This is a genomic window from Paenibacillus dendritiformis (genome assembly GCF_945605565.1).
Lineage (GTDB): Bacteria > Bacillota > Bacilli > Paenibacillales > Paenibacillaceae > Paenibacillus_B > Paenibacillus_B dendritiformis_A.
On record NZ_OX216966.1, the window covers coordinates 4,636,738 to 4,650,658 of the forward strand.

Genomic DNA, 13,921 nt, shown 5'->3' on the forward strand with positions numbered 1-13,921 from the left:
GTGCGCCGACATTTGGGCGATAAGCGGAATATGGTGGAGCTGCTGACGGAGGATGCGGGAACGAGAGATGCGGAGCGGACGAAGCCGGAGACGCGACAACGCATCCTGGATAGCGCCCGTCACATATTTGCCGAGCACGGATATGCCGCAGCGAACCTCGACAGCATCGCAGCGGAAGCAGGCTTGACGAAGGGAGCTGTCTATTGGCATTTCAGCAGCAAGCAGGATCTGTTCTTCGACCTGCTCCAATCCGAGCTGGAACGGATGCAAGCGCTTCTTCCGCGCGAAGCCCGGCAATTGACGGACATGACCAGCGATCCGGCGGATGCGGCTGCCCGGATGCTGCGGTCCCGCTTTCCCGCCCAAGGAAGCGATACCGGTTCGGCGTACCTGTTCTTTGAATTCCTGACCGTGTCTCGAGATCCGGAGGTGAAGAAGCAGCTGCAAACTGCATATGCGCGAATCTGGGAGCTCGCGGAAGCCCAGATCACCCAGCTTCAGGAATCTGGAATCATCGGGTCTGATGTCCAACCGGAGAAGCTAGCGATTATGATCCAGTCGCTAATCCATGGGATGATGGTCTCCTGGATCATCGATCCGAAGCGAATTGATTTTGACCGGATCGTGCCCGGCATTGCTCGCATATTATGGTATGGCATCGGCAGATCAGACCCGGGACAAGGAGGAGCACAGGCATGACGATGGCGGTGTATCGTTCGGCTCCGATCTATAACGTCTTGAATGTAAATGGCATGAAGACGCACTACCGGAGAGAAGGCAGCGGCCGCCCCGTCATCCTGCTTCACGGCGGCATATTGTCGCTCCATGACTATGATGCCTCAGTTCCGCTGCTGAGCGAACGGTATGACGTGATCGGGCTGGATCGCCCGGGCTACGGTTATAGCGAACGGGATGCCGGGCAGGTGATGACGCCGGAGCGGCAGTCGGAATGGCTTCATCAGGTGCTCACGGCCCTGCGGGTCGAGAAGCCAATCATTGTGGGCCATTCCTGGAGCGGTCTGATGGCGCTCGCCTATGCCCTGAACCATCCCGGCGAAGCGGCCGGCCTCGTGCTTCTCGCCCCGGCGGCCTATGGCGGGAGGGCCTATCCGGCTGGCAGGCTAGACGCGCTCCTGTACCGGGGAATCCGCTCCTCCGTCTTAGGCCCTCACCTCATGCGCGAGCTGCTGATGCCCCTCGCCCGGCCGCTCGCGGCTATGTCGGTGAAGGGAGCCTTCGCGCCTGCGCCTGTTCCCGCGGCCTATATGGAACGAGCGTACGAGCTGTGGTGCCGTCCGTCACAGATTCGCGCCAATCGCGAGGATGTCTACTATTTCTCGCAGGCTGCCGAACAGCTTAGCCCCCGGTATCCGGCCCTGTCCGTTCCGACCGTCATCGCTGTCGGAGACAAGGAGCCGTACCGGCCGGAGCTGAAGTCGCTGCGCTTGCACCGCGACATCCCACACTCGACGCTCCTGACTGTGCGGGATGCGTATCATATGCTGCCGGTGACCCATCCCGAAGCGGTCGCGGAAGCGCTCGCACTGCTGGAGGAGCGGACAGACATTCGCCATCACTAGTCCGAAGCTGCCGCTCCGCCAACAAGAATACCCCCGGCCACGATGAGTCTCTCTCATTCGCGCCGGGGGGTTCCGGTGGAGCTATTCGGTTCATGCTCAATTGTCGGAAGGAATGCGCAGCTTGCCGCTGGAACGGAACCGCTGCGTATACGCCTTGGCGTCCTCAATCGTGCGGACGCGGTTGCGGCTCCATTCGAGCAATATCCGATCGATGTAGCGGAAATACACTTTGCCGGCGAATACCGCTTCCTTCAGCGCCAGCAAAATCAGCTCTTCCGGATACCGGTCTTCGTCGATCCAGCCGGCGATCGTCTCGCACTCCATCGGGGAGAGGGGCCGTCCGAATTCCTTCTCGAATATATTGAACAGATTCGGCGGCTCCGCGTCGGACAGCGGGGCCGCCGCCCGGAGCCGCTGCCGTTCCGCCCGGATTTCCTCGGCGGCGGCCAAGGCGAGCTTTTCCCACAATCCGGTCAAATTGTACTGCTCGTACTGGACATCCGTCGTCGGATCGATATTGTCGTCTATGCTCAAAAAACCTTCTTTCATCAGCTTCTGCAGCGATTTGATAACCGCATCAGGAGCTGCTCCCATTCGTTCCTGCAGTTCGTCGATTGTCGGGAACTCCTTCATCTCCTGTTGCTTGAAGCCGATGAGGTGAATGAGCAGCATCACATCCGAATCGCTCAACTTCCATTGCTTATAGTAACGCAGCAAATGATACGGCACGCTAATGCTGCCCGATTGCAGGCCAAGCGCCAACCCTTTGGCGAAGGTCCGGAATCCGTCTACACTCACCAAGGTACCTCCTCTTCCCAACATACTCTCCTTATTGTCGCACAAACGAACGTGTTTGGTAAGGCTTACATTGATAATGTTTCCAAAAAATTCATGAACTTGTGTAAGAGTAATCCCGTATCACCGAAGCGATACGGGATAATGTGCTAGCTATCAGGCCGTGCCTCGCGGCGCCGCGAGGCGCTGCGCATATTACAGGCCATTATGGATACAGACGGTACAACAGCCGCGGGAACGGAATCGTCTCCCGAACGTGCTCAAGCCCGCAAATCCACGCCACCGTTCGCTCCAGTCCAAGACCGAAGCCGGAATGAGGCACGGAACCGTATTTTCTCAAGTCAAGATACCACTGGTACGCTTCGTCGGAGAGCTCATGCTCGCGGAAGCGCTCCTCCATCAGCTCCGGATCGTCGATCCGCTGCGAACCGCCGATAATCTCGCCATAGCCTTCCGGCGCGATCATGTCGGCGCAGAGCACGACTTCCGGACGGTTCGGATCCGGCTTCATGTAGAACGCCTTGATCGATGTCGGGTAATGAGTAATGAATACCGGCGTCTCGTATTTCTCGGCAATCGCCGTTTCATGCGGCGCCCCGAAGTCTTCACCCCACGGAATGTCGTGGCCTTGCTCCTGCAAAAACTGAATCGCTTCGTCATACGTGATGCGCGGGAACGGAGCAGTCACCTTCTCCAGCTTCGAGACATCCCGTCCCAGCGTATCGAGCTCGGCGCGGCAGTTCTTCAGCACGGACTGCACGATATGGGCTACGAATTGCTCCTGCACCCGCAGGTTCTCTTCATGATCGACGAAGGCCATCTCCGGCTCGATCATCCAGAACTCGATCAGGTGGCGCCGAGTCTTCGATTTCTCCGCACGGAACGTCGGGCCGAACGAGTACACCTTGTTCAGCGCCATCGCCGCAGCTTCCATATAGAGCTGCCCGCTCTGCGTCAGGAACGCGTCTTCTTCAAAATATTTCGTATGGAACAACTCCGTCGTGCCTTCACAAGAGGAAGGCGTCAAGATCGGAGGATCGACCAGCGTAAAGCCATGCTCGTCGAAAAATTGCTGCACCGCGCGAATAATCTCGGCGCGAATCGTCAGGATAGCGCGCTGTCTTGGCGCCCGCAGCCACAAATGGCGGTGATCCATCAGGAAGTCGACCCCATGCTCCTTCGGCGTAATCGGATAGTCCTCCGTTAACTGGATGATCTCGACTCCGGTTACCGTCATTTCATAGCCGGATTTGGAGCGCGGCTCTTCCCGAACGATCCCGGTAAAATATAAAGAGCTCTCCTGCGTCAAGCTCTTGGCCGCTTCCCATACCTCTTCCGGCACTTCGCTCTTCACGACGACACCTTGGATGAACCCGGTGCCGTCCCGCAGCTGCAGAAATTGAATCTTGCCGCTGGAGCGTTTGTTATGCAGCCAGCCGCCGATGCGGACTTCTTCGCCCACATGGCGGTTGACATCACGGATGACACATGTGGTCGTCATCATTCGTCTCTCCCTTACGATTGTTTGGATTGTTGAACCAATCGATACGTATCGCGGGCAATCATCAGCTCTTCATTGGTCGGAATGACGAATACGTCCACCTTCGAATTCGGCGTCGAGATGCGGCGCGGTTCCTTCGAACGCACCTTGTTCAGTTCCCGGTCAATTTCTACGCCGAGGAACGTCAGCTTCTCGCATACATGCTGGCGAATGACGACCGAGTTCTCGCCTACGCCGGCGGTAAATACGATCGCATCGACACCGTCCATCGCAGCCGCATAGGACCCGATATACTTGCGCATACGGTAAGTATACATCTCGAACGCCAGCGTCGAATTCGGTTCGCCTGCTTCCATTCCGTCCGTAATCTCGCGCATATCGCTGGATACGCCGGAGATCGCGAGCAGCCCGCTATGCTTGTTCAGCATCGAATTGACTTCATTGACCGTCAGATCTTCCTTCATCATCGTGAACGGAACGACCGCAGGGTCCAGGTCGCCGCTGCGCGTACCCATCATCAGGCCTTCAAGCGGCGTCATCCCCATCGACGTGTCGACCGAGATGCCTCCGTCGACCGCCGTCAGGCTGGCCCCGTTCCCGATATGGCACGTAATGATTTTCAGCTCTTCGATCGGGCGATCCATCAGTTCGGCCGCGCGCTTGCTGACATAATCATGCGATGTGCCGTGGAAGCCGTAGCGGCGGATTTTATGCTTTTTGTACAGCACTTTTGGAATGGCGTACATATACGCTTTCTCTGGCATCGTCTGGTGGAAAGCCGTATCGAACACAACGGATTGCGGCACGTTCGGCATATTCGCCTCCACTGCCTTGATCCCCATCATATGGGCCGGATTATGCAGCGGCGCCAGATCGAACAAGCGACGAATCTCGGATTTGACCTCCGAATCGACCAGTACCGAATTTTTGAACGATTCGCCGCCATGCACGACGCGATGGCCGACCGCATCGATCTCGCCGGTCGACTTCAGGACGCCGACTTCGGCGTCGGTCAGCTTGTCCAAGACTTTGCGGATGGCCGTCGTATGGTCCAGAATCTCGCTGACTTCCGTGATCTCTTCCGTATGGTGCGGCTCATGCACGAGGATGGAAGAATCCATCCCGATGCGCTCTACCCGGCCTGCCGCCAACACCGACTCGTCCGTCATATCGTACAGTTGGTATTTAAGCGAGGAGCTTCCCGCGTTGATTACGAGTATTTTCATAGTCGATCCCCATCCTTATCATACTTGAAAAATCCGACGCCCGTCTTCACACCAAGGTGGCCGGCTCGCACCATCTTTTTCAACAATACGGACGGACGATATTTGATATCGCCGAACTCGCGGAACATGCGTTCCAAGGCCGCCAATACCGAATCCAGACCGAAGCGGTCCGCCATTTCCAAAGGCCCATACTGGAAATTGTAGCCGATACGCATCGCGTTGTCGATATCTTCTGCCGAAGCGACCCCTTCCTGCAGCACATGAAGAGCCTCGTTGATGAGAATGCAGCTAATGCGCGTCGTCACGAATCCCGGGGATTCATAGACCATAACGCCTTTCTTCTGCACAACCTCTTCGACGAAGCGCTTCGTTTCGTTAAATGTAGCGTCCGAAGTCTTCAGCCCGCGGATAATCTCCACAAGCTCGACCTTCGCGACGGGATAAATAAAGTGCATGCCAATGACCCGATCCGGATATTTCGTCGAGCTGGCCAGTTCGGTTAAAGACAACGTGGATGTATTGCTTGCCAAAATAATATTGCTTGGGCAAACCCGATCCAGTTCCGCAAATACTTGCTTTTTCGCTTCCAAATCCTCCGAGATCGTCTCGATGACCAATTCGCATGCTCCCAGTTCCGCCAAATGCGTCACCTTATGTATGCGGGAGAGGATCAGTTTTTTCTCCGCCTGGGTGATTGCCCATTTCTCCAATTGTTTGTCCAGACTCGCTTCAATCATCGAGTAGGCATGATCCAGCTTCTCTGTCGACTTTTCCACCAACAGCACGTCCAAGCCTTTGACAGCAAGCATTTCCGCAATGCCTTGGCCCATTGTACCGCCGCCGATGACGCCGATTTTCTTGAAAAACATGGTTACTTCCACCTTTCCTCCATCTATGCTCTGTATAGTGTACCCGATAACAGGCATTCGTTATCAGTGCACAGGGATCTTAATCTATCATAACATGAATCCTGAAAATAAAAAGAAAAACCCAGCGTGTTTTCACGCTGGGAATTCCTGACTGTCACATAATAGACACCGAAATTGCTCTCCGCTCAAGTTTTCCTCACGCAGAAGCTGGTGCAAAATGCGCTCGAATGAAGGCTTGCGCTCGCCCAGCAGCGCGTGCGTACGCTCGAAGAGCTGCTCCATGATGACTTGCGTCTGCCGGGTCAAGGCTTCCGGCGGCAGCTGCTTCAAGCGGACGATGCCCAGCTCCGTCAGGCCGGCATTGATCATCGTGTCGACGATGTTCAGCGCCTGATCGAAGTCGCCCTGCGAGCCAGTGCTGCGGTTGCCGTAAAAGATCTCCTCGGCCGCCGCTCCGCCGAGCGCAATCATAATCTGTTCCTCCAGGAACGGCTTCGTGTACAGATAACGCTCTTCCAGCGGCTGATGGCGGACATACCCGAGCGCCTGCCCCCTTGGGCTGAGCGCCACCTGGGATACGCTCCCGGGACGGACCACTTCCGCCATAATCGCATGCCCAAGCTCGTGGATCGCGACACGCCGGCGTTCTTCCTGATTCGTCTCCCGGTCGATCTTCTCGCCCATCATCACTTTATCAATCGCTTGCGACAAATGGTTCGTCGTAATGACATCCGACTCATCCCGCATCGCATAGATCGCGCCTTCGTTCAATACGCTCTCCAGCTGCGCGCCGGAGAAGCTGAACGTCTCGTCGGCGATCCGCTCCAGATCGACGTCATCCGCCAGCGGCTTGTTGTCGGCGTGCAGCTTCAAAATATGAAGCCGCCCTTTTTTATCGGGGAGGTCGACCTGAATATGTCGGTCGAACCGTCCAGGGCGCAGGAGGGCGCTATCCAGCATCTCCTTGCGGTTCGTCGCGGCCATGACGAGAATGCGCGGACTCATGTCGGCATACAGCCCGTCCATCTCCGTCAGCAGCTGGTTCAACGTCTGATCGTATTCCCGCTGCTGTCCGCCTTCCCGCTTGCCGCCGATAACATCGATCTCATCGATGAAGATGACGGCGTTCTGCTTTTTCTCTTTGGCTGCGCGCTGCCGCGCCTGCTTGAACAGCTCGCGTACGCGGCCGGCTCCGACGCCGACGAACATCTCCACGAACTCGCTGCCCGCGACGCCGATGAAGACGGCATCGGCATAATGCGCAGCCGCTTTGGCCATCAGCGTCTTCCCTGTCCCCGGAGGACCGGTAAGCAGGATGCCCTTGAGCGGACGGATCCCGAACTTCTGAATCGCATCCGGACGAACTAGAAAATCGAGCGCTTCAATTAGTTCATTCTTCGCCCGTTCCTGCCCGCCAATCTGCTCGAAGCTTAACGGGGCTACATCCGCCTTGCGCGAATCGCTGCGGGCGCCTCCGTTCGTCACTCCGGCTCCGCCGCGCCGCTTGACGGCATATGAGAGCACAATTAATACAACGGCAGCCAACACGATCGGAATGATATTCACGCCGCGAAAAGCGAGGAAGATGACGATCGAAATCGCCGCTCCGATAGCCGCCTCAGGCCAGCGGATGGACAGTCTGTTCTTCATTCGGCCACACCCCCATTGCGGTTCCGTCCAGCGGCAAGAGCATCGTCTTGCTGCCTTGCTTGTCCTTCAGTTGAATATAGACATACTGGTTATCCATCTCCGTCACGACTTCCAGGCCCGGCTGGTTCGTCTTCAGCTCCTGCAGCTTCTTGGGAATATCGCTGTAGTTCCGATGAACCATCGCCTGAGCTACATCGAACATCGCCTGCGACCACCATTTGTCAATCGATGGCGTACTCTTCTCATTGATATATTCAATCAGCACTTTTTTGCCTTTGGCATACTGTGCAAGATCGGTATTCAGCTTCTGCACCACTTCACGAATATCGGCGCCCGGATCGGCCTGAATTTGAATCTTCAGCGTATCCGAATGCCAGTCTACCTGATACTTCGTAATCTCGGCATGCTGCCGCATGACGCGATCTACAGGCTGTTCCACATACTTCGTCTGATATACGGCCCACCCTCCGAATAAAATACCGCCGGTCAGCAGCATAATAAGCAGGGTCGGCGCAATGCGAATGTTCTTCGTCATGCCACGAAAACCCCTTTCTATTCCTGGATATGGCTGAAATTTCAAGTTGGACATATTACTGGCGTGAGTCGAAATCATCTGCTTTGGCTGACAAACGGTGCTAAATGTGTGCAAGTCATACTTTATATCTATCAATACATGACATACAAGAGTATATCATATTTGATATACGATTACGGAATGTAAAGTGTTCCATGCTTGCCAGCACAGCAAAAAGCACCGCCTCCCTTCAGCGGCGATAACACGCTGAAGCGAAACGGTGCGGTATAGAGGGGCAGGACCAAGTTGCCCTGTGCTATTGGTTGGGCAGACCATAGATCTCGCCCAGCGGAGAACCGTCCGAGAAGGAATAAAACTGATAAAAATACCGGCGCGTCCCTTTCTCGTCCTTGCGTTGGACGAAGGCTTGCCACACATATTGATTGTCCTTGTATCCGGGCAGCAGACGGACGATGCGGGCATCGGAGTACGCCTGATGAATATTGGCCTTCACCGTGTCCTTATCCACGCTGTCGGCTACCGGGATGGAGGTGACCCGATCGGGAAATACCCATACCCAGACGGCTTTCCCTTCCTGGTTGACTCCATTAATGACATAGACAACTTCACCCCATATGCTCTTCTCGATGCCGTTCACTTCAGTCAACGGCACTTCTTGCTGCGCGCGCTGCAGGATGTCTGCTTCCTTCTTCCGCTCGTCGGAATAAATATAGTTGACGTACATGACCGACGCGGTAATGAATAAGATAAGCACGACGAACGCCAGCACGGCGATGAACCACCGGTTGCGGCGGCGGCGACTGCGGCTTCTGGCCATGCGCTCCTCCCGTCAGCGCTCGAGCAGGCGCTCGAAGCACCGCCCGGCTTCAAAGAGAATGCGCTCTTCGTCCAAGGTCAGGCACTGGCCGTCCTTGACCACTTGGCGCCCATCGACCCACACATGGGCGACGTCTTTGGCGGAAGCCGAATAGATCATATGCGAGACGAAGTCGGTATGCGGCACGAAATGCGGCTGGTTCACATTGACCGCCACGATATCCGCCTTCATGCCGGCTTCCAGCAGACCCAGCTTCTCTGCCCGGATCGTCTGCGCTCCGTACAGCGTGCCCATACGCATCGCTTCGGCCGCCGGCACCGCCGTCGGATCGCCGGATACGCCCTTGTGGATAAGCGCCGCCAGGCGCATCTCTTCGAACATATCCAGATTGTTATTGCTTGCCGGTCCATCGGTTCCCAGCGATACGGTTACGCCGGCGCCCAGCAGCTCCGGAACCCGCGCAACGCCGGAAGCCAGCTTCAGATTGCTGCCCGGATTATGGGAGACGGCCACATCATGGCGAGCCAATACTTCGATCTCCTCATCAGTCAAATGTACGCCGTGCGCCACGAAGGAAGGGCGCGAGAAGAAGCCGAGCTTCTCCAGATGAGCGACGGGGCGCAGCCCGTAGTCCGCGACATTCTGGGCGACTTCCGCCGCTGTCTCCGACATATGCGTATGCAGCGGTAGATCGAGATCATGCGCCGCCTGCACGAACTTCTCGATGAAGCCCGGAGGGCATGTATACGGAGCGTGCGGAGCCAGCATCGTCGTAATGCGGCCGTCCGCCTTGCCGTGCCAGTCGCGGGCGAACTGAACGGCTTCCCGCAGCTTCGCTTCCTGCACGTCTTCCGGGCATAAGCCGATGGCGCCGCGCATCAGGCAGGCGCGCATGCCGGACTCCTCGACGACCTTGGCCACCTCATCCATATGGTCATACATATCGACGAACGTCGTCGTCCCGCCTTTCAGCATTTCCAGAACCGAGAGCGCCGTTCCCCAACGGACATCCTCCGCCGTGAATTTCGCTTCCATCGGCCACATTTTCTCTTGCAGCCACGACTGGAGCACCATATCATCGCCATATCCGCGCAGCAGCGACATCGCCGCATGGCCGTGCGTGTTAATGAGCCCCGGCATGAAGAACAGCCCCTTGCCGTCAATCCGCACCGCCTCGGAAGTATCATACTCCTGCGGCAAATGTTCTCCCACATAGACAATCATGTCATTTTCAATGACCATCGTACCTGTAACCGCCGTGCGCTCCGCGCCTGGGCGCAGTGACGCAAAGGTCCCGTTACTAATAATAAGTTTCGTCGTCATTCTACCGGAGCTTCCTTTCTCTCATCGGATAAATAATAGGCCAGACTGAACATGTCTGTCGTAAAATCGGCCGTATGCACCCGCACATGAGCCGGAACGCGAAGGATAACCGGTGCGAAGTTCAAGATCGCCTCCACACCCGCGTCAACGAATTGCTCCGCGACATGCTGCGCCTCCGAGGCGGGCACAGTGATGATGCCGATGCGGATTTTATGTTCGCGCACGGTGTCCGCCAGCTCGCTCATCGGCTGCACGCGCAGATTGTTGATCTCGGTGCCTACCTTCGACTCCAGCTCGTCGAATACGGCCACAATCCGCATATTGTCCTTCATATAAGCCGTATAGTTGCACAATGCATGGCCCAGCTTCCCCGCGCCGACGAGACCGACATTAATTATCTGATCCAGCTTCAGTATATGGCGGATTTGTTGAATCAGGTAAGAGACGTCATACCCAATTCCTTTACGTCCAAAATCGCCGAAATATGCCAAGTCTTTGCGAATCTGGGCGGGATTGAGGTCCAGCTTCTGACCCAAATCCTGTGAAGAAACCGTCAGAACCTCTCGCTGCTTCAGCTCCATCAGATGACGTAAATAAACCGGCAGTCTGCGAACGACAGCTTCTGATATTTTCAACGTTTTCATATCTATTTCGTTGCCCCCTCATCGCTCTTACACGCCTATTTTTCGTGTTCGCTTAACCACGCTTCGATTCTGGGCACCAGCTGCACATTGGCCATGTGCTCCATCTTCGGCCCAGGAAGCGAATATAAGAAATGTTTGCCGTAGCTCGTCTCAATGACCCGCGTATCGTATACGATGACGATGCCTTTGTCCTGAGCGGTCCGCACAAGGCGTCCGAAGCCCTGCTTGAAGCGGATGACCGCCTGCGGAACCGAATATTTGCGGAACGGGTTCTGCTTCTGGCGCTTCAGCCGATCGCATTTGGCTTCGACGAGCGGGTGGTTCGGCGGCTGGAATGGCAGCCGGACAATGGCGAGACAGGTGAGCGCGTCGCCGGGTATGTCGACCCCTTCCCAGAAGCTGCTCGTACCGAGCAGCACGGAGGCCGGCTGCTCCCGGAAGCGGCGCGTCAGCTTGCTGCGGTTCCCGCTGTCGATGCCTTGGCCCAGCACCTGGATGCCGCTTGCGCTCAGCGCTTCCTTCAGCGGCTCGTACACATCCCGGAGCATGCGGTACGAGGTGAACAGGACGAGCATTCTGCCGCGCGTGACGAGCGCCACATCCCCGATCGACTTCGCGAGCGTCTCATTGAAGACCGCGTCGGATGAGCCTTTGACGCTGGGGAAATCACGCGGGATAACGACCAGCGCCTGCTCCCGGTAATTGAACGGGGAAGGCAGAATGACCGTATGCAGCCTGCCGTCGTTGGCGGCCTCCGTCAGCCCGATTTGCTCCTGCACGAACTGGAAGGACTTATCTACGGACAGCGTGGCCGAAGTGAGGATGACGCTCTTCTTCGGCTCGAAGAAATAACGGTTCAGCGCGTCGCTCACGTCAACCGGCACGGCGTACATTTGCAGCGACTTGAACTTGAACTGCGTGTTGCCCTCCATCCAGTAGACCGTCTCCGGATCCGATCCTTGCATGAACAGCCGGAAATCGTCGCGGACCTGGCCTACATCCTTCAGCAGCCCGCTAATATCGACGATGACGCCCTCCAGCTCGTCGTCATCGGCCTCTTTCCACTCATTGACCAGCTTCTCGCCCGAGCGCACGATATCGCTGAGACGGGTGTGGATCGATTTCTCCAGCTCTACCGCTTCGGGCCAGCTCTCCGGACGCTCGCCGGCCGGGAGGCGCAGCACTGTCTGCCCGCCCTCGAATTGGCCGGCTTCCCCGGAAGGAAGCAGCTGATACAGCATGTCATGCAACCGATCCCACTGCTCCTTCACATCGACGATCTGCTGCAGCAGCTTATCGATCCCTTCGGCCCAGATAAGCGCTTTCTCATGGCCTGACAGCCGGAGCCGCTGTTGAAGCACGACAAGAGCGCCGCTCTTGCTGTCTTTGAACAGCCGGGTAAGCGGGTGAATGAGTGAAAAATATTGCAAATTCGTCCCCAGGTGCTTGCCGGCCGTCTCCTCGAAATGATGCGCCTCGTCAACGACGAGATGCTCATAGCCCGGCAGCAGACGATGGTCCGCCATCACGTCGGTAAACAATAACGAATGGTTTGTAATGACGATATCGGAGAGGTTCGCGTTATTTTTGGACCGGTGATAGAAGCAGCGGCGGAACCAAGGACAGGAACGGTTCAGGCAGGAATCGCTGTCGCTGGATACCGAATCCCAGAACTCGGGCCCTTTGTGCACGAGATGAAGCTCCTCGTCATCTCCATGCTCCGTCCGGCTAAGCCATACGAGCAGCTGCGCTGCTGTAATGCTGTCATCTCTTGCGTGAACGAACTCTCTGTTACTTATTTTATGTTCAAATTTACGCAAACACAAATAGTGACTGCGGCCTTTTAGTATCGATACTTTGAACGAAAAAGGAACAATCTGCTCCAGAAGCGGCACATCGCGCTGTCTCAGCTGCTCCTGCAGGTTGATCGTATGGGTGCTGACGACCACCTTCTTCTCATGAAGAACGCTGTGATACAGAGCCGGCAGCAAATAACCGAGCGACTTGCCCGTTCCCGTCCCGGCTTCAATCAGCAAATGCTTGTCCTCATCGAGACATTCCATCACTTCGTTGAACATCTGCTCCTGCGAGGCGCGAGGCTCATAATGATCAAGCATCGCTTCCATCCGCTGCTTCACTTCATCAAGAAATTGGCGGAACGACTTCCCGGACAGCGGATTGTCTGCGGACACGTCGCGAGGCGGCGGCGTGTCGGTCCAATCGTCCTGCTTGAGCATCAATTGGCGGTGGGGGAAGTAGCCTTCCTCCTCCCAGCTTGCCATATTCCGCTCCCGCTCGCTTAGCTTCTCCGCCAGCAGCCACTTCAAATCGCGTTCTTCGTGATCCCCGAACACATCGACGATGCCTTGCAGCGTAAGCAGAGGCAAGTCATCAATGGCTTCCATGCAGCGGCGGAAGATGTCCGCTGTCGCAAGCGCATCGCTGTCCGCCTGATGAGGCCTGTCATGGGCAATGCCGAAATCATGAGCTACGGAACCTAGCTGATAGGAAGGAAGCGAAGGAAACAAAATACGAAGCAGTTCGATCGTGTCCAATATCCGTCCGGTGAATGGCAAATAACCGGTCTGTTCCAGCCCCTGCCGCAAATATTGGTAATCGAAGCCGACATTGTGGCCGACCAGGACCACGTCGCTCAGCAGCGGCACCATCCCGGTCATGGCCTCGTCCAGATCTGGCGCATCCTGAACATCCCTGTCGGAGATGCCCGTAAGATTCGTAATGAATTCGGGTATGCTTACCTTCGGACGAACCAGGGTGTGGTATTGTTGTTCTACGTTCAGATCATGCCCCAGAACGACAAGGCCAATCTGTATAATTTCATCGCTGGGCTGATTGCCCGTCGTCTCAAAATCCAACACAGCAAATCTCATTATCTGTTAATTCCTCTCACCGTTTCTGTTCTTAGCATAACAGATGATCGGCCATTTGGAAATGCACAGAGGGAAACATCTGTGCGTATT

General features: G+C 56.2%; 12 protein-coding genes. 2 read left to right on the forward strand and 10 right to left on the reverse strand.

Annotation, left to right across the window (positions count from 1 at the left end; all coding sequences use genetic code 11):
• On the forward strand, nt 1-699 hold the full coding sequence (locus tag NNL35_RS20690; protein ID WP_158000484.1) for a TetR/AcrR family transcriptional regulator: 699 nt from the start codon (nt 1-3) through the stop codon (nt 697-699).
• On the forward strand, nt 696-1,580 hold the full coding sequence (locus NNL35_RS20695; protein ID WP_006679906.1) for an alpha/beta fold hydrolase: 885 nt from the start codon (nt 696-698) through the stop codon (nt 1,578-1,580). The genes NNL35_RS20690 and NNL35_RS20695 overlap by 4 nt, the downstream gene beginning before the upstream one ends.
• Before the next feature lie 96 nt (nt 1,581-1,676).
• Here NNL35_RS20695 and NNL35_RS20700 read toward each other — a convergent pair whose 3' ends face one another.
• From NNL35_RS20700 to dinG, 10 genes are all read right to left on the reverse strand, one after another.
• Nucleotides 1,677-2,378, reverse strand: a complete 702-nt coding sequence (locus NNL35_RS20700; RefSeq protein ID WP_006679907.1) for a DnaD domain-containing protein — start codon at nt 2,376-2,378, stop codon at nt 1,677-1,679.
• Between the two features lie 202 nt (nt 2,379-2,580).
• Nucleotides 2,581-3,876, reverse strand: coding sequence for an asparagine--tRNA ligase (asnS, locus tag NNL35_RS20705; protein ID WP_006679908.1), 1,296 nt, complete (start codon nt 3,874-3,876; stop codon nt 2,581-2,583).
• Nucleotides 3,877-3,890: 14 nt separating this feature from the next.
• Nucleotides 3,891-5,102, reverse strand: coding sequence for an acetate kinase (locus NNL35_RS20710; protein WP_006679909.1), 1,212 nt, complete (start codon nt 5,100-5,102; stop codon nt 3,891-3,893).
• Nucleotides 5,099-5,971, reverse strand: coding sequence for a 3-hydroxyacyl-CoA dehydrogenase family protein (locus NNL35_RS20715; protein WP_006679910.1), 873 nt, complete (start codon nt 5,969-5,971; stop codon nt 5,099-5,101). Before NNL35_RS20715 ends, NNL35_RS20710 begins: the two co-directional genes overlap by 4 nt.
• Nucleotides 5,972-6,103: 132 nt before the next feature.
• Complete coding sequence (locus NNL35_RS20720; protein ID WP_006679911.1) at nt 6,104-7,621, reverse strand: AAA family ATPase; 1,518 nt, start codon at nt 7,619-7,621, stop codon at nt 6,104-6,106.
• Nucleotides 7,590-8,156 (reverse strand): hypothetical protein, encoded by a 567-nt coding sequence (locus NNL35_RS20725; RefSeq protein WP_006679912.1) that lies wholly within the window; start codon nt 8,154-8,156, stop codon nt 7,590-7,592. The genes NNL35_RS20720 and NNL35_RS20725 overlap by 32 nt, the downstream gene beginning before the upstream one ends.
• A gap of 295 nt (nt 8,157-8,451) precedes the next feature.
• Nucleotides 8,452-8,973, reverse strand: a complete 522-nt coding sequence (locus tag NNL35_RS20730; protein WP_006679913.1) for a cell wall elongation regulator TseB-like domain-containing protein — start codon at nt 8,971-8,973, stop codon at nt 8,452-8,454.
• A 12-nt stretch (nt 8,974-8,985) separates the two neighbouring features.
• On the reverse strand, nt 8,986-10,296 hold the full coding sequence (locus tag NNL35_RS20735; RefSeq protein WP_006679914.1) for an amidohydrolase: 1,311 nt from the start codon (nt 10,294-10,296) through the stop codon (nt 8,986-8,988).
• A complete protein-coding gene (locus NNL35_RS20740) occupies nt 10,293-10,940 on the reverse strand; it encodes a redox-sensing transcriptional repressor Rex (protein ID WP_006679915.1) in 648 nt (215 codons plus the stop codon). Before NNL35_RS20740 ends, NNL35_RS20735 begins: the two co-directional genes overlap by 4 nt.
• Before the next feature lie 35 nt (nt 10,941-10,975).
• Nucleotides 10,976-13,831 (reverse strand): ATP-dependent DNA helicase DinG, encoded by a 2,856-nt coding sequence (dinG, locus tag NNL35_RS20745; RefSeq protein ID WP_006679916.1) that lies wholly within the window; start codon nt 13,829-13,831, stop codon nt 10,976-10,978.
• Nucleotides 13,832-13,921 lie beyond the last annotated feature (90 nt).

What these genes read in the sequence shown, in the direction of transcription:
- NNL35_RS20695 (WP_006679906.1), top strand. Translation starts at nt 696, where the DNA reads ATGACGATGGCGGTGTATCGTTCGGCTCCGATCTATAACGTCTTGAAT.
- asnS (WP_006679908.1), bottom strand. Translation starts at nt 3,876, where the DNA reads ATGACGACCACATGTGTCATCCGTGATGTCAACCGCCATGTGGGCGAA.
- NNL35_RS20710 (WP_006679909.1), bottom strand. Translation starts at nt 5,102, where the DNA reads ATGAAAATACTCGTAATCAACGCGGGAAGCTCCTCGCTTAAATACCAA.
- NNL35_RS20715 (WP_006679910.1), bottom strand. Translation starts at nt 5,971, where the DNA reads ATGTTTTTCAAGAAAATCGGCGTCATCGGCGGCGGTACAATGGGCCAA.
- NNL35_RS20720 (WP_006679911.1), bottom strand. Translation starts at nt 7,621, where the DNA reads ATGAAGAACAGACTGTCCATCCGCTGGCCTGAGGCGGCTATCGGAGCG.
- NNL35_RS20725 (WP_006679912.1), bottom strand. Translation starts at nt 8,156, where the DNA reads ATGACGAAGAACATTCGCATTGCGCCGACCCTGCTTATTATGCTGCTG.
- NNL35_RS20730 (WP_006679913.1), bottom strand. Translation starts at nt 8,973, where the DNA reads ATGGCCAGAAGCCGCAGTCGCCGCCGCCGCAACCGGTGGTTCATCGCC.
- NNL35_RS20735 (WP_006679914.1), bottom strand. Translation starts at nt 10,296, where the DNA reads ATGACGACGAAACTTATTATTAGTAACGGGACCTTTGCGTCACTGCGC.
- NNL35_RS20740 (WP_006679915.1), bottom strand. Translation starts at nt 10,940, where the DNA reads ATGAAAACGTTGAAAATATCAGAAGCTGTCGTTCGCAGACTGCCGGTT.
- dinG (WP_006679916.1), bottom strand. Translation starts at nt 13,831, where the DNA reads ATGAGATTTGCTGTGTTGGATTTTGAGACGACGGGCAATCAGCCCAGC.